The sequence below is a fragment of the Sediminibacterium sp. GW821-FHT12F12 genome (assembly GCF_058806635.1).
Map to the genome: position 1 here is coordinate 107,923 of NZ_JBXAPW010000013.1, position 18,264 is coordinate 126,186.

Here is an 18,264-nt window from a genome sequence, read left to right on the forward strand (position 1 = left end):
AAACTCTGCGGCTCTGCGGTTGGATGTAGCTTGCACCAACCGCAGAGCCGCAGAGAACAGGGAGTTTTCGCAGAGAGAGATTCTTAGTTAGTGAGCCGCATAGTCTGAGAGATAGTCAAATGCAGCAGTCAGTTTCCCCTCCTCCAGTATTTTGGCTCTTTCAATGGCATCGCTGCTGCCTTTATAGAGGTCTTCGAGTACGTATTTGATCAGTTGTTCCCCAAAATACCGGCTGGCATCGCGGGGTAATTCGTTGGGCAGGTTGCCAACGGCCATGATATCGATACTGCCGGGCAGATAAGGTTCCGTTTTTTCACCCGTAAGTTTATTCACGCCATATATCGGCACATCGATCGTGGCATCGCCGAGGTTACAGGGCACACTTCCATTTTTATCATCGGTAATATCGGCAATACTCTGTATGCGGAAATCCTGCCGCCGCAAGGTTTCCATCGAAAACAGGCGGGGCATACTGGGCTCCCAGTAAATGCCATTCATTAAAATATCAGTGTGGGCACAGTATTGCTCAAACAAACAATCGTATTCAGCCGCATGGGTATGAAAATGCTCGCGGTTGTAAGTACCGTTTTCTTTGTGACGGTATAGATCCGCCCCTTTGAGATGCACGTACACAGGGTAGTCAAAATTGCGGGAAAGGTATTCGCCCGGTTCTACATCCTGCACATCCATCAAAGTCATGATCTCCAGTATGCCATGCGCCACACGGCCGCTGCCGGTGATCGCGATCTTTACCCTGGGTAATTTTAAGCCGAAATAGGTATGGATCAGTTCGCGGTAATCCTTCACTTCTCCCACCCTGCCGAGATGAAATGCACCTGTGCGGTTACCATAGGCCATAATGCCATTATGCGCGCCCACAATGCCTGCAAAAAAACCAAAACCAATGATGCGTTGTCCATCTGAATGCTCCAGACATTCATAATCAATGAGCGTGATGTTTTTATCCATCATAGCATGCATCAATCCCTGGTTATAGGCCTGTTTTTTCTTGGTGTGAGAGAAAAACAGGTAGGTTTTATTCGCCAGCAGCTGATTCACAGGCACTTCCTTGATACCGAGTAAGAGGTTACAGGCCGAGAGGTCTTCTACCACTTCTATCCCCGCATGAGCATATTCTGCATCGGTAAAACAACGGTTGGGCGAGCTTTGTACGAGGATCCTTACTTCCGGATAGTGTTTCAGCAGCCATTTACACTGCGCCGGCGTAAGCGCTACCCGGTTATCTGCCGGAACTTTTCCCTCTCTAATAAGCCCGATGACAAGCATTGTAGTAATTTTGTGCAAGATAAGGCATAGTCGTGAGTCGTGAGTCGTGAGTCGTGAGTCGTGAGTCGTGAGTCGTGAGTCGTGAGTCGTGAGTCGTGAGGCGTGAGTCGTGAGTCGTGAGGCGTGAGTCGTGAGTCGTGAGTCGTGAGTCGTGAGGCGTCAATTGGCAATGGGCAATGCAACGAAAACAAACTCACACACGCTATCACTTATTCTATAAAAATTATCTTAACTCATTCACCATTGCCCATTCACCATTCACCATCATGAATTATTTCGAACTCTACAACCTCCCCCTCTCCCTCCAACCAGATCCTGCTGCGGTGAAGGCGAAATTTTATGAGCTGAGCCGCTTATATCATCCGGATTTTCATGGACAGGGAACGGAGGAAGAACAGGCCGAAGCGCTGGAGAAAGCCTCGCAGGTGAATATGGCCTGGAAAGTTTTTCAGCACCCGGATGAAACCCTGAAATATGTATTACAACTGAAGGGTTTGCTGGAAGAAGAGGAAAAATACCAACTATCGCCCGAGTTCCTGATGGAAGTGATGGACCTGAACGAACAGGCTCTCGATGTATCGGAACAGGTGGATATAGACAGGCTTACCCAAACCATTCACCAATTTCAACAAGCAATTTATGAACCTGTGGCAAAAATTATGGCAGATTATCAGGAAGGTGTTACTACCAAAGAAGAACTGCTGCAAGTAAAAGAGTACTATTTCCGCAAAAAATACCTTGACCGGCTTTTGGCGGGCCTCAAATAACCCCTCCCCACCGCGCCTTTGCGCCTTTGCGTGAAAATGGGCTCGCCAAGGCGCAAAGGCGCGGTTTAGATACTGTTGGGGGAGCACCCTAAATATTTGGCCAATATTCTCCGATACAGTAATATTGCACCTCGCTTATTGCAGAACGCAGAACGCAGAACGCAGAACGCAGAACGCAGAACGCAGAACGCAGAACGCAGAACGCAGAACGCAGAACGCAGAAAAGCCCAGATGGCGGAACTGGTAGACGCGCTAGACTCAAAATCTGGTTATCGCAAGGTAGTGCAGGTTCGATTCCTGTTCTGGGCACAAAAGCAACAAAAAAGCTTTTATAAACCGTTTAAACTCAATGTTTAAGCGGTTTTTTGTTTTTGAGAGGTGTCAAAAGTGGTGTCAGTTATAAAGAAATGTTACTATAACAATATTTTTACAGTGTCAAAATAAATAAAAATTTAATAAAGAATTATCTAATGTCACTTTACAGAGGTTAGATAATTAATTTGATATCCTTTTTCTTGTGCGAAATGTACAATTGTAGCAAATGTTATTGCATTAATTCTCCGATGTAAATAACAGTAATACAATATATTAATACTAGCTTCTTCATTGTGATTATCTAAATCGAGACGACATAACTCTAAATAATATTTTTTGCCTAAGTCAAAAGTAAATGTATTAGCAATAGCTAAGGCAATTTTATACCATTGTTCATAAGTAGTAGTAATAGAAATCTTTCGAAACTTTAAATATTTAATAATAGATTGAATTGTATTTCGATTTTCTTGTTGATTTCTCCCCTCAGGTGAAAACAATAAAAACTTATTTGATTTATTAAGTTGAATTAAATCAATTTTTTTTTGCTGAGAATTAGAGGATGAAAAAATAGGCATCGCTTCATTATCTTCTATGATTTGAGTTTCAGAAAAACCAATAAAAGAATCTTTAAGTAACAACTCAGGATCGAATGAAGAAAAGCACAAGCGAGTTATATCAGACCCGCTAATATCAATATCAATATTGAATTTTTTTTTAAAAAATAATACTAAAGAGTGAAACGCTAACGTATGATATTCTTGTAAAGTATCAAGCTTGATTAAAACTTTTAACCCTATACCTGACGGAGAAATCCAAATGGCTATAACAAAATCTTTTAAAAAAATGTCATTCTTCAAATTATTCAAGGCTTGTTTGTCAGAAACCTTGTCTATATCCAGAATAAGATAGCCTGAATATCTTTCTAAATCATCTAATATCCTTTTTCGGTTAAATAAACCACTAAAAGTCACCGCTGGAAGCTGCTTTTTTAAAATTTGATATTTATGATTATCCTTATGGTAATAAAACCGTGCAGCATTTATCTTATCAGAATAAGTTCCGTCTTTAATAAGCATAAGCTCTTCAAATATAGACGTCCTGGAAGAAGGGTGAGCAAAGTCAGTAAATCTACTTATTACTATTTCTTTCAAATTATTTTTTTTCATAAGTGATAATTATAATATATTCACAATGAGTGGCGAAGGCTTTGTGTTGAAATACATAAAGTAAGTTTAAGCGGATTATGATGGTTGCGGCAGCCTCCGCAAAGTATATGCTGTACACTGTTTATTTGGTATTTTCAATTCCGCCACTCGCTTTTTTATGAGTACAAAAAATTTGAATTCATATTTTTCATCTTCGGCAATTATTAATCTTTTATGTAAGTATAGAATTAAATGTGCAACTAAAGGTAGAAAAAAACAAGTTTTAAGGGATATTACTTCTATACCTGAAATAAAAGAAAAATTACACTATACTGACCCATTTTTTGAAAATATAAAAACCCTTCTCCCTACTAGATCTCAATGGTTAAGACCGAGGTTTATAGATCGAAAAGATAAAGATTCAAATCAAATAGCCATAGAGTCGATCCGACGACGGATTAAAGTAACGCATTATAATGTCGCTATCAAAGGAGAAGAAGCTCCAGAATGGTATAATAAACTACAAGATTATATACTCAAAATTCAAAATAAAGTTCAGAATATTGAAAGTTTATCATTCGAAACTCCAAGTATTATTCCTGAAGTTAAAAAAAGAATTTACAGCAAGGATAAAAAAGGTATAAAAGAAACTATCTGTCGACCAATTTCTGTATTCAATTTAGATGATAGAATTATTATTGGCATAACCACTAAATATCTAATAGCCCTTTTTGACAAAATTTTTCTTCCATACTCATATGCATTTAAGCCAATAAAATTTACTAGTACTGGTGTAGATGTGATAAAACATCATCATGCTATAAAAGATATTTTACGATATCGAATAGCTCACTACAATAAAAAGATTTGGGTATCCGAATGTGATATTAACAAATTTTTTGATACTGTAAATCATAAGCTAACATTCTCAATTTTCGAGAATGGCTTAATGATGCTGCAAAATCAGGGATATCAAGTTGATGATCGAGTTAGAAAAATATTAAAAGAATATCTAAAATGCTATTCATTTAAATCAACAATAATGCCGTTGAATTCAAATCAAAAGTATTTTGACGATTTCTATATTCAAAAAGGAAAGTTTGAAATTCCTTTGAAAAGAATGGTTAATAAGTTTTATCCACGCCATAAAAGGTTAAAAGATTTTATTGGCATCCCACAAGGAGGTGCTATATCATGCTTTATCGCTAATCTCCTATTGCATGAGGCTGATAAAGAAATTCAAAAAATACAAAAAAAGAATGAAGATTTATTCTATTGTCGATACTGTGACGATATGATGATAATATCTCCCTTTAAACATGAATGCGATTATGCCCTTTTAAAATATAGACAGACATTACGAAAAATGCAATTACTTGTACATGCACCAGCAAAAATAACAGATTACACGACTCATGATAAAAACAATCGAAGTGCAACATTATTTTGGGATTTCAAATCGAAAGAATCATATTGCTGGGATTCTAATGTTCAAAATAAATCAAATATTCCATGGATTGGTTTTGTCGGTTATCAAATAAAATTCAATGGAAACATTCGAGTACGGAAAAGCTCGCTTGAAAAAGAATTGAAAAAACAAAAAAAGGTTTATTCTCAGACCTTACGAATAATTAACGCAAATGAACCATCAAGGTTAAATACAAATTGTAACAAGAGCAAGTTTGAATTGATTTATTCATTTAACGGGCGCTTAAATGCTATGAGTGTTGGTAAATGTTCATTATATGACGCTTATGATAAAAAGAATCAGAATTTCTGTTGGCTAAATGGATTTAGCGAGTTAACTAAGAATTCATCATCAATTTGCCAACTAAAAAAATTAGACAGAAGTCGAAATAGATTTTTAAATAAGCTTGGGAAAAAACTATCTGGATTGACGAAAAAAAGTAAACCAAGTAAAGATGATAGTAAAAAAAATAAAATCAAGTATTATGGTCATCCTTTTTCTTATGCGAAAGCATTTGATGTAAAATAAGTACGCAAGCATATATATTATAACTACCTTTTAGTCAATTGACCTCCTCCCATATTTCGTAGCACTCTAAACTATAATAACGAGGCGGTTTAAGAACTTTCAGACCTGTCCCGTGAGAATGATTTTTTTGATACAGCTGATGGGTGATTTTCAGGTGTAAAAAATCATTTGATTTGGGACAGAGGCCTCCGGTAAAAGAATGGGTTGGAAATACAAAATAACTAAAAGAGTTCAGAAAATATTAAAAATGAAATTTCGCCCCTTCTCAATAGACTAATTCAGAATTTGGCTATTTTACATTTTGTGTTGGCTCCCCTTATTTTAGTGCAAGGGTCAATTAGCGTTTTCTAATCATAACTTATTCCATATACAAAAAAGACGCCCCTTTCGGGGCGCCTGGCGAATGTCCTTAGGTCTGCTTTTCAGATTGCTATACCTTTTCAAACAACCCTTCCGGTTCATTCGTTGTGATATAATGAAAACCGGCGCTTAATAACCAGTCCATTATGGCTTTGTCGTTTACGGTCCAGGCATTCAGCAGTATGCCATTGTCTTTGGCTAACTGTATCCAGTCAGGATTTTTCTGAAACACGGAGTAATGATAGTCGGCACCATTAATGCCATCCTGTTTCAACTGCAGCGGCGATTTGTCGCCGTTCAGGTATTGGGTATGTGCACCAGCGTCCAGCTGGTGAATATGTTTCAACATCTCATAATCAAAACTGATATAGATCACTTTCTTCCGCATGTGTAAGGCACTTACCAGGTCCAGTACTTTTTCAGCGATCCGTTTACCTCTTTCCTTGCTTGTTTCAGAAGGTTTGATCTCTACAACCAGCGTAGTGGTTTTGTTATTTGTTTTACCGGCCAGCAGGTACTCGCGCAGCGTAGGTATTTTTTCGTCGTTGGCGAGGGGGAATGCCAATAACTCCGCGTAGTTATGTTTTTCTATCGGCAATTGGTGATAGTTGGGATCATGGTTGATGACGAGAGAATCATCTGCCGTCATTCGTACATCAAACTCAGAACCGGCGCATCCCAGCCGGATGGCTTCGCGCAGGGATGCGATGGAATTTTCGGGCAAATTATTTTTCTTGAATGCCCCTCTGTGCGCCACTACCGGGTTGGCCGGGTGAGCGATCTTTTGCTGGTAAGCGGTGTGTGTATTACAGGCAGCAGTAAGCAATACAACTACTACGACAGAAAAAAAGGATAGTTTGGTAAACATAAAAACGAAATATTATTTAGAAAGGTAAGGACTGCTAAATCCTAATCTTGTTAATCCGCTTTTTACTTCCGGGCAGCTCATGAATAATTTCCAGAGCAGGCCGGTCCGGTAATTTTCCATCATCACTACAATCGGCCCCTGGTCAATGGCGAGATAACGGGGCGTGTACCAATTTTCTGTTTCGCTGAAGGCATCGTAGAACCCGTAAACACCAAAGAGTTTGTCTTTTCGATCCTTGTACCAATGTTTCATGGCCTGCATGGATTCTTTGGGTGTGTAGGGGAAAGATGATAGTGCCGCAGTAGGTGAGATTACACCGATATCGTTTTTGGCCGAAGGTGCATGTCCCGCATAGCCTTTTACAGAATAACTCGAAGTGAGTCCCCAGCTATCGGGTCCATATCCTTTGAAATGATTGGGATTCTCTACGCACCACCTGTAGTTACGCAGGGCGTGATTCGTATTTTCTTTCCAGTAATCGGCATACCTGTCTTTCAAACCCCGCGGATCCAGCCCCAGATAGGAATAATGCGACCAGAACAAAGGTCCACCATTCACCGTATCGCCATGGTGCCTTAATTGCAAAGCATCGGCAGCAGTACCCTTGCTCAAACGGATCTTACCGTTCTGCGCCCATCCCTCATGATACACTTTCGCATCTACCGCATGCGTAGGCGAAGAAGCGGCCAGTACATACATGATCAGGCATTCATTGTAACCGGTAACGGCAAAATTCATGTCCCAGTTATAGTTGGGGCTCCAATGCCAGTACAATACATTTTTCCCCTGTGTGTACCAGTTAAAATCAACTTGTTTCCATAGTGTATCAATCCTGGCGGCCAGTGCTTTTTCCGTGGCGTTTCCGTTTTGCAGGTACTGGCGAACGCAGAGTAATCCCTGTAACATAAAAGAAGTTTCTACCAGGTCGCCCCCATTGTCTTTTTTACTGAAGGGTTTTACTCTACCGGTTTCGCCGTTCCACCAATGCGGCCAGGCACCATGAAAACGATCGGCTGTTTCGAGAAAACGGACAATTTTCTCGAGTCGCTCCACGCCTTCTTTACGGGTAATGAATTTGCGTTCTATGCCTACCAGTATGGCCATCACCCCAAAACCTCCGCCGCCACTGGTAACGGTGTTTTTATCGTTTTGCGGATACAGGTTATCTGTATGAAACCTTTCTCTTGCCAATCCACTCGTAGGTTCGGCTCCCTCCCAGAAATACTGGAAAGTGGCGCGTTGTACATCGGTAAAGATCTTATCATCGGCAGCGGGCAATGCTATTTTTTGTGCATAGGAATGAAAGGATGCACAGCATAGAGCCAACGCTACCAGTACACAGGATTTGAATCGCATAAATACTACTGTTAACATGATCTGAAATGGAAGTAAAAGAGAGGGGCAGGCCTTTTTCAGGTATGCCCCTCCCTGTGTTTATTTATTGGCCAGGCCCAGGTTATACAATGCTTTGATATAGGCATCGCCGAGGCTTTTGTTATAGATCCTTATTTCATCGATCTGTCCGGTCATGGGTGCAAAATTCACGTCCGAGTTAACCGATTTACCGGGGATCCCGTTATAGTTGGATCCGATAATGATCTCGCTGGGCTCATAGGATTTGAACAGGTTATTACCTGTACCCCGGTTAGGGAAAGCACCCACTTTTACACCATCGCCCCAGATATTGAATACACCGCTGCTGCCATCATAGGTAAGCAATACATGCGTCCATTTAGCGGTGCCGATGGTAGGATACAGTGCGGTATTCAGGTTATCCTGCGTACCACCACCTACCGTTGTAAAGGTAGGTTGAATAACCAGGTTGGTATTACTCGGCTGGTTGGCATTGGTGTTCAGAACAAAGTTGATATTACCTGTAAAAATACCCGGACGAGCCAGTTGAAACAGCATCGTCCTTTTAGAACCATTATTCTGCATTTTGATCCAGGCACTGATGGTAAAACTTTTCAGCGAATCGGTTTTGAAACGTTGGAACTGTGTTGGAAAATACAGGTAACCTGCTGCCAGGCTCAGGGCTTTCCCTCTTACACCGCCGGCTACGTAGCTGTCGTTGGCCGATGTACCGGGAGCTGTTCCACTCACCAGTTCATTTTTGGTATCATCAAAACTCCAGTAAGCGATGAGGCTTTCCGGGAACACATCGTTGGAACTGCTGTAGCCATCTATCTTGCCTTCGTAAGCAGCGGTGCTGACAGAGGGCAGGTTATTGGGATTGCCATCCTTGGTGCAGGAGGCAGCCAGTACTACCAGGAAAAACAGGGCTATGCCGCTTTTCCGGAGTTGTATATTAGTAGGAACGTATTTCATGTTGGTAGATTAAAGGTCAGAAATTAATACCCTGGATTTTGTTTCAGCACACCTGCACTCAGATCTATCTGAGGTTGCGGTATAGGCAGTAACACATCCCTGCTGTTGATGAAATTGTTTTTACCGGCTGCATTCAGCACGGTTTGTGCAATACCCCAGCGAACAATATCAAAAAAGCGTTCATGCTCCATGGCCAGTTCTGCCCGGCGTTCGCGGCGGATGGCATCGCGCAGTGTAGCCTGGTCGGTTGTGGTCACATCAGGCAGTATACCTGCCACTCCGCCCCTGGCACGCTGCCTTACGCTATTGAGCGCTGTTCTGGCAGCAGTGATATTAGCCGCACCTCCTACCTCATTCGCCGCTTCGGCAAACATGAGTACCACATCCGCATAACGCAGTACACGAACATTCATCCAGTAACCAAAACGGTTGCCGATAGTGGCACGCTGTGCAGGGTTGGTATACACTTTGTTATTGTAACGCGGATTGGGTAAACCCACCGGCAGCACTTCATTATATAAAGTCTGGTAAGTGGTAGTGGCTGTACTCGTGTACAGGATAGTACGGTTCTTACGCGGATCATTGGCTTCGAAAGAGGCTTCCAGCTGTGTGCTGGGCGAATTCCATCCCCAGCCCAGATCAAACACACCCGATCCTCTTATACCCTGGATCTGCGCATACTGTACACCATTACTGGTAGGAAAAGAAGCATTGGCCGTTGCCTGTACTTCAAATACAGATTCAGCACTGTTCTCTCCTTCTTCGCGGAAGATCTTATCAAATGGGGTTGACAGGTTATACTGACCCGAACTGATCACCAGGTTAGCCGTACTCATGGCCAATGCCCATTTCTGCTGGTACAGATACACTTTGGTTAGTAATCCATTGGCGGCACCACTGGTGGCACGACCAACAAATTTACTGTCCCACACCAGTGGCAAACTACCTGCAGCATATATCAGGTCTTTCTCTACAAAAGCATATACCTGTGCGGCACTGCTCTGCGGAATATTGTTCTGCAAAGCCGGGTTATCAAATACGGTATCAATGAGGGGCACACTACCAAACAAACGCACCATCATAAAATAGGCATAACCTCTCAGAAAACGTGCCTCGCCAATGGTTTGTACTTTGATGGCGTCAGTTGCGGTAATAGTGGTATTGGTATTCACTTCTTTGATAGTGGTATTACACTTGTTAATCAGGCTGTAATAACCTAACCACAAAGCATTACCGAAACCGTTGCTGGGGGTAACAGGAAAATTATCCATGTCAATGGCATTGGCACCACCATCAGCAGGCGTACTTCCCTTATCGGCATCATCGCTGCGGATACTCGTGGCCGTGATGAATGCCTGGCTATGTACGTTAAAACTTCTGAGTTCATTATAGGCACCAAAGATGAACTGGTCGTACGGACCCGAACCACCCGGATAAGGATAGTTATCCGCATCGTATGCTCCCTGGCGTTGTGTATCCAAGAAGTCTTTTTTACAACCTGTCAGCGTGAACAGCACAGACACAAAGGCCAGCAGCATCACCGCAGGTAAGGATATATTTATCTTTTTCATTGTATACATGTTTTGACAGGTTTAAAAAGTCAGGTTAAGACCGAATGAATACACGGCAGGAACTGGGTACGCGCCATTGTCGGCACCGCCACCCAGGATACTGCTAATGATGGGCTCCGGAGAATAACCGGTAACCTTACTCCATGTTTTCAGGTTCTGTCCGTTCACAAATACCCTTGCTTTTTTGATACCAGCTTTGGCCAGGAAACCCTGGTTGAATGTGTACCCGATCTGGAAATTGCGGATCCGGAAATAATCGCCGGGTTCGAGATAATGGGTACTCATTAAAAAGTTATTACCTCTTGTGTTATCCAGAATAGGTTCTACATTGGAAGAACCCGGTGTAGTATACGCATTCAAACGGTTCACTTCATAATTCAACACAGCAAAAGTGGAAGTACGGCGCTGTACATAAATTTTATGTCCGGCCATACCCTGCAGATCCAGTTCCACATCAAAGCCTTTATAACCAAGGGTGAAATTTCCGCCAAAGCTGTATGGAGGGAATGGCGTACCGATATAACCGCGGTCGGCAGGTGAGATCACCCCATCTCCGTTCACATCCGCATAAGCGATATCGCCTGGTAATGAGTTGGAGAAAGTGGCCATTTTAGCCATGTCTGCAGATGACTGATAAATACCGGTTTGCGTGTACCCGTAGAAATAACCAATGGATTGTCCGGTAGTGGTAAGGTTAGTACCGCCATTACCAATGATGGAGAAATTGAAATTATTACCGATGGAGTTCACTACATTTTTATTGTAGCTGAAGTTGAGCGATGCACCATATACCAGGTCTCTTCCTACTTTGTCGTTCCAGCCCAGTGATACCTCAATTCCTTTGTTGGTGATCTGTCCGAGATTGGTGAAATAACTTCTGCTATCATTGGGCAGGGCCACTGCCGTAAGGATATCGGAAGTGGTTCTGTTATACCAGGTAAACTCCAGGTTCATTTTGTTGTTGAATGTACGCAGGTCAAATCCGAGATCGATCCCTTTTACGGTTTCCCAATGCAGGTTAGGATCTGGGATATAAGCTGCCTGTATAGAGCTGTACACATTATCGCCGAAAACAGCTGTTGACGCATTGGATATGCCTGGCTTGTAGAGATTATCTCCAAAACCATTGGCATTACCGGTGAAACCCCAGGCGCCACGGAATTTGAGGAAATCGATGCCTTTGATCTTACGGAAGAAATTTTCTTCGCTGGCGATCCAGCCCAGTCCCACACTACCAAAAGTACCCCAGCGGTTCTGCGGCGCAAATTTGGAACTTCCATCTCTTCTGATGGTAGCATTGAGCAGGTATTTACCGAGGTAAGAATAACTCACCCTTCCGAAATAACCTTCAATGGCACTTTCGCCGCCGCCGCCATCATAATTGCCTGGGTTGTTGGCGTTAGACACACCGATATACCAGAATTCAGGACTGTTGTTGATATTCACAGAAGTATCTCTCCTGTTTGCGTTCAGGTAAGAACTGTAACTGTAGATAGAAGTAAAACCAGCCAATGCGGTTACCGCATGTTTACCACCGAAGTTCCTGGTGAAATTCAGGGTATGATCCTGCTGGTAGCGTTTGGATTCGCTCTGGCTTTGAGATACAGACGTTCTTACTGAATTATCAAAAGTAGTGGTAGTAGGTGCGGCCCCTTCGCCCAGGTTGATGAAAGTGTAAGGCAGCCGGCTGAAGCCCCTGTTGGTATTAAACGCCAGGTCGGTATAAAACGTAGAGCGCCAGGTAAAGTATTTGGCAAATTTGATCTCACCATAAATACTTCCTACCAAACGGAAACCTTTATCCAGGCTGGTACCATCTCCCTTGTTCAGTGCGGCTACCGGGTTACCTACCTGTGCACGCTGGAAAGAAGGCATACTATAATAAGTATTCGCATCCTGCTGTATGCCTACAATAGGTGCGGCCCAAAGGGCATTGGAGATAGAAGCTGCGGGTGGATTACTGATCCAGTGGTATCCGGTTACTTCGGCCCCTACTTTGATTTTATCTGAAAAACGGATCTCCTCGTTTAAACGCGCGAGATAACGTTTGTAATTATCATTACGTACCACACCATCCTGGTTGGTATAACCCACATTCAGGTAGGTGGTGCTTTTTTCGCCGCTGTTGGCAATGCTGAGGTTATTGGAAGTGATCACCGCATCGCGCAGCACCAGGCTTTGCCAGTCGGTATTGGCGGTATAGTTGGTATAATCAAACGGAGTGGCGCGCAGGTTGGCCAGCTGTGCATCGTATAATTTTTTAAAGCCGGCGGCGTCTGCCACTTTGATCCGGTCGTTCACTTTCTGGATCCCTACGGAACTCTGGAAATTGATACGGGTTTCGCCCTTACCTGCTTTTTTAGAAGTGATAGCGATCACCCCGTTGGCACCGCGCAAACCATAAATGGCAATCGATGAAGGATCACGCAATACATCGATGGTTTCGATATCGGAAGGATTCAGGAAATCGATATTGTCGTGCAGAATTCCATCCACTACATACACCGGGTTGGCACTGTTGGTACTGTTGACACCCCGGATCCGAACCACGGGACTGGCTCCTGCCCTTCCCGTATTGGCAACGGTTAGACCGGCCACTTTACCCTGTAAAGAAGAAACAGGATTGGTACCGGGCATTTTGGCAACAGATTCTCCTTTGATAGTAGAAATGGTTCCGGTAAGATCTTTTTTACGCTGGGTACCATATCCGATCACCACCACGGCCTGGTCGATCAGCAATACGGCCTGTTTTAAACGTACCGTGATATTCTGCTGGCTGCCCACCAATACTTCAGTGGTTTCATAACCTATATAAGAGATAACGAGTCTGGCATCCGGATTTACCTCAATGGAAAAACTTCCGTCATTATCTGCTTTCACCCCGGTATTGGTTCCTTTAATCAGGATACTCGCACCGGCCAGTGGTTGCCCGTTTTCATCCACTACTTTTCCTTTTACCAGATTGGCCAATACAGCCACAACAGGTTTTTCTACCGGCACCGGCTGTGCGGGCTTGGGTGTAATGGTAATGGTTTTATTGACAATGCTCCATGACAATGGCTGATCGCTGAATACCTGCTGCAGTACTTCTACCAGTGGTTGGTTCTTCACTTTCAGGTTCACCGGTTTTCCCTGCTGAAGTAAAACCGCATCATAGAAAAACACAAAACCTGTTTGCGATTTAATCGTTTCAAACACTTTTACCAAAGGCATTTCCTTTCCGGAAATAGAAACCTTTTGGGCATTTGTGTTAGCCGAAACCTGCAGAAAAGCTGCGAAGAGCAGCAGGGTTGTCAGTTTCATGGCGAGTAACATTTTAGATGGTTTGCTGGCCGGGGAATCAGGAACTCCCTGCCGGGCAGATACAAAGGCGCCTGAGGCCCTTGTTACCGGTTCTAAGCACCGGTTTTCCGCGTTAATTTTCATACATTAGCAATGTTTGGGTTATTGAAAAATTTACCTGGAGGTGAATTGGCCGGTAATCTCATTCTGCCGTTCCGATTGCAGTCGGGGCGGCTTTTTTTTACCATTGTTTGTTCTTATGTCATATCATAGATTTAGTTCGTTACGGTCTTACCAAAAGCTGGTTATTTTCTATCTGGAAATGCACTTTGTTTTTCTCAAGTAATTTCAATACTTCAGACAGGTTCAGGTCTCGCTGCATTTCTCCCCCGAAAGTCCTTGCCGGTATTTTACCTTCATATTTCACTTCTATATTGTACCATCTCGCTAATTGGCGCATCACCGCATACAAATCTGCCTGGTCGAAATGGAAAAAACCATTTTTCCAGGCCATCACCGCTTCCGTATTTACCCCGTTCTTTACCGTAACAGTACCGGATAGCTGTGCATTATTATATACCGCTTGCTGACCGGATTGAATCACGGTTGGGCTACCGGCCAGAACTGCTACACGCACACTACCTTCCAGCAGGGTGATGCAGGTATTGGATTCATCCGGATAACTGTTCACATTAAAATGGGTACCGAGTACTTCCACCGTGCCCTTGCCTGCGATAGATACCCGGAAAGGCATGGCGGGTTTTTTGGTTACTTCAAAATAGGCTTCGCCGGTAATCTCTACCAACCGTTGTTTGCCACTGAAAGCAACCGGATACCGGAGCGAACTTTCGCTGTTCAGCCATACCCGGCTGCCATCGCTGAGTGTAAGCGATACCGGTTTGCTGCCCCGGGGATTAAATAAGGTATTATATACTGTTTCCGAAACTGCCCCTTTATAGGTAATGGCGCCATCAGCAGCACGTTCAATGCTTACGGCACCTTCGCTGGCCAGTAAACCATTGCGGTTACTGTCTAGTATGATCTGTTCGCCGTTTGCGAGTGTAATAGTGGCACGGCTATCGGCCGGAGCAGCAACATCCGTTGCTGGAGGCTTGCCTTTTGCCAGGGGTTGTTCTGGAGATTTTGCCGGATAGTACCACCAGAATGCAGCAGATATTATCATCAGTATAATAGCCGCAGCAGCTATCCTGGTAAAAGCAGTGGAAGGTTTTGTAACAGGTGTTTCAGCGGCACTGGTAGCCTGCCTGATTTCTGCCAGCATTTTTTGAGAGATATCCTGCGGCAGTGTAACCGGGTTGGGGAGTGAAAGCTCATCTGCGAATCTTTCGAGTAATACAGTTCTGAGTTCAGAAGTATCGGTTTGCTGCAGGTATTCAAATAACCATTGGGCCTCCTCTTCGGTAAGAGAAGACTTATTGAGCAATTCTTCGGGTTGAAAGCGGTTCAGATCCACCTGGCAAGCATTTGTATAGGTAAATACAGCTTGTTCGTTAAAACGGGGGGATCGGTCTGAAAATATTTTCAGGAAAACAGCACCAGCAGCAGCGGCGCAAGCGATTTGTATTCCGGATGTGTTACCGCATAATCACGCACTACTTTCATGGCACCAGACAGGTACTCTTTTACGGTATGGGTAGAAATATTCATTTCCTGGGCGGCTTCTTTATAAGAACGGCCCTGAAGTTTGCACAATTCGAGCACCCTTCTTTTCTGAGGAGGCAACTGCAGAATAGCCTGCTCGAGTAATGCCATCTGTTGGTCGTACAGGGATAAGGAATCGGATTCAACCGGTAGCAGCACCAGTTGCTGTTTCGCTTTTGCATCAACCAGCTTGTGTTTCAGCCAGTTTACAGAAAGGTGATAGCTGATCACAAACAGCCAGCCTGCCAGCGATTTATCTGCACGGATACTGCTTCTTTTTTGCCAGAAACGGATAAAAGTATCCTGCACAAGGTCTTCTGTGGCGGTATTGTCTTTGGTAAAACGGAGAATATTCCGGTAAAGGGCTGTATGGTAGCGGTGGTAGACTTCTTCGAACGCGTCTCTGTTACCCTTACAAACAAGGGGGATCAAGCAATGCTCTTCATAATCTTGTAATGGACGCATAGTAGTTGTCGGCCGTTCTGATTCCTCGTTAAAAATAGGCATTTCAGTACAATGCGCAAAAACAGCTACCCGGGAAGTCGATTTCCGTTAGGAAAACCCTATCTCTATGCAATCGCGGCTAAACAGAGCGACGGGCTTTTACACCGCTGCTATCTGCCTGGTTGTGCTGCGGTAAATATAAGCGTGATAGATATGTCTTCTCGCAAAACGGGCGGGGGTTTCGGCATTGATCAGTTTTACATAAATGGCTTTGGGAACACCATAATATTCATATACCGACCCATCGGAAAAACTGATGGAAAGCAGTTCCGACTTGTATTCAAAATCGATGATACCAGATTCAGTAGTAGTGGTAGTATAAGCATCGAGGGTACTGGTACGGGTTTCCGGGGCAATACTTACCAGAAAATGGTAGGCTTCGATGATCTTTTTACTTTTTTCTTCTGCTTCCAGTCTGGCTTCGGGTGTATCCTGGAATTTATCCGGGTGCCAGTCTTTCATCAGGTTCCGGTATACGGTTTTCAGTTCTTTCAGTTCGGCAGCTTCGGTAACACCCAGTAATTTCCTGTAATTGAGAATTCTACGCATAAAATAAATCCTGATTAATGATCTGTGCGATCAGTTACCTACCCTGTATACCTTACAGAAAAGCCACTACTACCCCACGGATGGCGGCGAAGGTAGTTTTTAAAAAATAAATGGGATAAGCCGGGTTCTGCAACCACTACTGTGTACCCACCTATTTGCCGTTTACCCGTAATACACCTGACTCAGGCCATTATCTTGTCTGACTCAGGCAAGGGCTCAAGTGCCCTTCAAATGCCCTTCAAGTGCCCTTCAAGTGCCCTTCAAGTCCGTTTCTTGTTCAGTTCCCATTCAGTTCCCATTCAGTTTCCATTCAGTTCCTGCTCTGTTCCTATCCACTTCCTGTTCACTTCCTGTTCACTCTTAGAGCGGCCGCAGAGTGAAGAATAAGCTAACAAAACATGGGGAAATAAGCGTGAAGTAATTTCAGAAAGAGACAGACAGACAATATGAAAAAAAGACCCCTCAGTAAAAAAGGGTCTTTTCTCATTGGGGGATCATAATCGTAACCTTACCATTTCGCCGATCCGTGAGCAGAGAGCCATTGTCTTAATTTCCTTTAAAGATCACAAAGTTGATCACGATATTATCATTGTAGGAATTACCGGTAATATTATGAACCGTGATGGTAAAAGATCCGTTGGTAACCGCATCTACCTGTATCCGGTAACGGCCTGTAGAACCACCGGAAGCGATAACGATAAAGGGAACATCGGTACTTTTCACCACTGAATTATTCACAACAAAAGACGCATCCGAATCGCCGCTCAACCTGGCATTATGGGTAGTAATCTGTCCTGAGAAAGCATTGATGGTAACAGACCTTGATTTATTATTGGTCTGTGTAACGGAACCACCGTTGCTATTGTAACCGATACCGCCCGCCGTACTTGCTGCGGAGGCGTTTACACCGTCTGTAGCGGTAACAGAACCGGTAACAGAAACATCACCCGCAACAGACAGGCTGGTTAAGGTACCGAGAGAGGTTACATTGGGCTGATCGGCTTTGGACAATGTAGCGTTTACGGTATTGGCAGTTATTTCACCGGTAACCGACAGGTTAGCAAGTACCCCGAGAGAAGTGAGGGAAGAATTTGTGATATTGGATGCCAGTGTTGAACCGGTTAAGGAAGTGCCGGCCGGTGTAGCGGCCAGAACAGCGGCATCTGCATAAGCGGTGGTAGCCAGTTGGGTATTGTTAGTTTTGGCTGCTGCCGTAGGTGCGGTAGGTATTCCGGTAAAAACCGGAGATAACAGTGGCGCTTTCACACGTAACATAGTGGCCGTATCGGAGATCTTCAAGCGGTTTACCAGCATGGTAGCGGTATCCGCATATTTTACCGACTGGCCGGATTTTGCATAACCACTCAGCATCGATGATGTATCAGCGTATTGAACTGATTTGCCGGTTTTAGCATACCCGCTCAGCATAGAAGTGGTATCAGAACTTTTCAACCGGTTAGCCAACATGGAGGATGTATCAGCATATTTTACCGACTGGCCGGATTTCGCATAACCATTCAGCATCGATGAAGTATCAGCATACTGCACTGATCTGCCGGTTCTCGCATAACCACCCAGCATAGAAGTAGTATCAGAACTCTTTAAGCGATTAGACAACATAGAGGCGGTA

Annotated in this window: 13 protein-coding genes and 1 tRNA gene; 3 read left to right on the forward strand and 11 right to left on the reverse strand. The window is 43.7% G+C overall.

Going from position 1 to position 18,264, the window contains the following annotated elements; all coding sequences use genetic code 11:
- Positions 1–87: 87 nt before the first annotated feature.
- On the reverse strand, positions 88–1,287 hold the full coding sequence (locus tag AC1RNB_RS16040) for an NAD(P)-dependent oxidoreductase (RefSeq protein ID WP_493084476.1): 1,200 nt from the start codon (positions 1,285–1,287) through the stop codon (positions 88–90).
- Positions 1,288–1,463: 176 nt separating this feature from the next.
- Here AC1RNB_RS16040 and hscB point away from each other — a divergent pair, with 176 nt between their 5' ends.
- Positions 1,464–2,054 carry a Fe-S protein assembly co-chaperone HscB gene (gene hscB, locus AC1RNB_RS16045; RefSeq protein WP_493084478.1) on the forward strand — a complete coding sequence of 197 codons (591 nt, stop codon included), beginning with the start codon at positions 1,464–1,466 and terminating at the stop codon, positions 2,052–2,054.
- A 225-nt stretch (positions 2,055–2,279) separates the two neighbouring features.
- Positions 2,280–2,363 (forward strand) — tRNA-Leu (locus tag AC1RNB_RS16050).
- 164 nt (positions 2,364–2,527) lie between these two features.
- On the opposite strand, the gene AC1RNB_RS16055 is transcribed toward AC1RNB_RS16050, so the two are convergent.
- Positions 2,528–3,535, reverse strand: coding sequence for a BT4734/BF3469 family protein (locus AC1RNB_RS16055; RefSeq protein ID WP_493084479.1), 1,008 nt, complete (start codon positions 3,533–3,535; stop codon positions 2,528–2,530).
- A gap of 157 nt (positions 3,536–3,692) precedes the next feature.
- Between AC1RNB_RS16055 and AC1RNB_RS16060 the strand changes: the two genes are divergently transcribed.
- Positions 3,693–5,510 (forward strand): reverse transcriptase/maturase family protein, encoded by a 1,818-nt coding sequence (locus AC1RNB_RS16060; protein WP_493084480.1) that lies wholly within the window; start codon positions 3,693–3,695, stop codon positions 5,508–5,510.
- Positions 5,511–5,940: 430 nt separating this feature from the next.
- Here the strand turns inward: AC1RNB_RS16060 and AC1RNB_RS16065 are convergent, their stop codons facing one another.
- The 9 genes from AC1RNB_RS16065 to AC1RNB_RS16105 all read right to left on the reverse strand — a co-directional run.
- The gene (locus tag AC1RNB_RS16065) at positions 5,941–6,738 is read right to left on the reverse strand and encodes a glycerophosphodiester phosphodiesterase (RefSeq protein ID WP_493084481.1); all 798 of its coding nucleotides are present in this window, start codon (positions 6,736–6,738) and stop codon (positions 5,941–5,943) included.
- Positions 6,739–6,750: 12 nt separating this feature from the next.
- The gene (locus tag AC1RNB_RS16070) at positions 6,751–8,094 is read right to left on the reverse strand and encodes a glucoamylase family protein (protein ID WP_493084482.1); all 1,344 of its coding nucleotides are present in this window, start codon (positions 8,092–8,094) and stop codon (positions 6,751–6,753) included.
- A gap of 78 nt (positions 8,095–8,172) precedes the next feature.
- A complete protein-coding gene (locus AC1RNB_RS16075; protein ID WP_493084483.1) occupies positions 8,173–9,066 on the reverse strand; it encodes a LamG-like jellyroll fold domain-containing protein in 894 nt (297 codons plus the stop codon).
- Positions 9,067–9,089: 23 nt separating this feature from the next.
- A complete protein-coding gene (locus tag AC1RNB_RS16080; RefSeq protein WP_493084484.1) occupies positions 9,090–10,637 on the reverse strand; it encodes a RagB/SusD family nutrient uptake outer membrane protein in 1,548 nt (515 codons plus the stop codon).
- A gap of 21 nt (positions 10,638–10,658) precedes the next feature.
- Complete coding sequence (locus tag AC1RNB_RS16085; protein ID WP_493084485.1) at positions 10,659–13,940, reverse strand: TonB-dependent receptor; 3,282 nt, start codon at positions 13,938–13,940, stop codon at positions 10,659–10,661.
- 262 nt (positions 13,941–14,202) lie between these two features.
- Positions 14,203–15,393, reverse strand: coding sequence for a FecR family protein (locus AC1RNB_RS16090; protein ID WP_493084486.1), 1,191 nt, complete (start codon positions 15,391–15,393; stop codon positions 14,203–14,205).
- 68 nt (positions 15,394–15,461) lie between these two features.
- Positions 15,462–16,046 carry an RNA polymerase sigma factor gene (locus AC1RNB_RS16095; RefSeq protein ID WP_493084487.1) on the reverse strand — a complete coding sequence of 195 codons (585 nt, stop codon included), beginning with the start codon at positions 16,044–16,046 and terminating at the stop codon, positions 15,462–15,464.
- Positions 16,047–16,184: 138 nt separating this feature from the next.
- Complete coding sequence (locus tag AC1RNB_RS16100) at positions 16,185–16,634, reverse strand: KTSC domain-containing protein (RefSeq protein WP_493084488.1); 450 nt, start codon at positions 16,632–16,634, stop codon at positions 16,185–16,187.
- A 546-nt stretch (positions 16,635–17,180) separates the two neighbouring features.
- Positions 17,181–18,264: hypothetical protein (locus AC1RNB_RS16105; RefSeq protein WP_493084489.1), on the reverse strand; the 1,084-nt coding region annotated here is incomplete at its 5' end.

Coding starts and splice junctions, on each gene's coding strand:
- AC1RNB_RS16040 (WP_493084476.1), bottom strand. CDS start 1,287: ATGCTTGTCATCGGGCTTATTAGAGAGGGAAAAGTTCCGGCAGATAAC.
- hscB (WP_493084478.1), top strand. CDS start 1,464: ATGCAACGAAAACAAACTCACACACGCTATCACTTATTCTATAAAAAT.
- AC1RNB_RS16055 (WP_493084479.1), bottom strand. CDS start 3,535: ATGAAAAAAAATAATTTGAAAGAAATAGTAATAAGTAGATTTACTGAC.
- AC1RNB_RS16060 (WP_493084480.1), top strand. CDS start 3,693: ATGAGTACAAAAAATTTGAATTCATATTTTTCATCTTCGGCAATTATT.
- AC1RNB_RS16065 (WP_493084481.1), bottom strand. CDS start 6,738: ATGTTTACCAAACTATCCTTTTTTTCTGTCGTAGTAGTTGTATTGCTT.
- AC1RNB_RS16070 (WP_493084482.1), bottom strand. CDS start 8,094: ATGCGATTCAAATCCTGTGTACTGGTAGCGTTGGCTCTATGCTGTGCA.
- AC1RNB_RS16075 (WP_493084483.1), bottom strand. CDS start 9,066: ATGAAATACGTTCCTACTAATATACAACTCCGGAAAAGCGGCATAGCC.
- AC1RNB_RS16080 (WP_493084484.1), bottom strand. CDS start 10,637: ATGAAAAAGATAAATATATCCTTACCTGCGGTGATGCTGCTGGCCTTT.
- AC1RNB_RS16085 (WP_493084485.1), bottom strand. CDS start 13,940: ATGAAACTGACAACCCTGCTGCTCTTCGCAGCTTTTCTGCAGGTTTCG.
- AC1RNB_RS16095 (WP_493084487.1), bottom strand. CDS start 16,046: ATGCGTCCATTACAAGATTATGAAGAGCATTGCTTGATCCCCCTTGTT.
- AC1RNB_RS16100 (WP_493084488.1), bottom strand. CDS start 16,634: ATGCGTAGAATTCTCAATTACAGGAAATTACTGGGTGTTACCGAAGCT.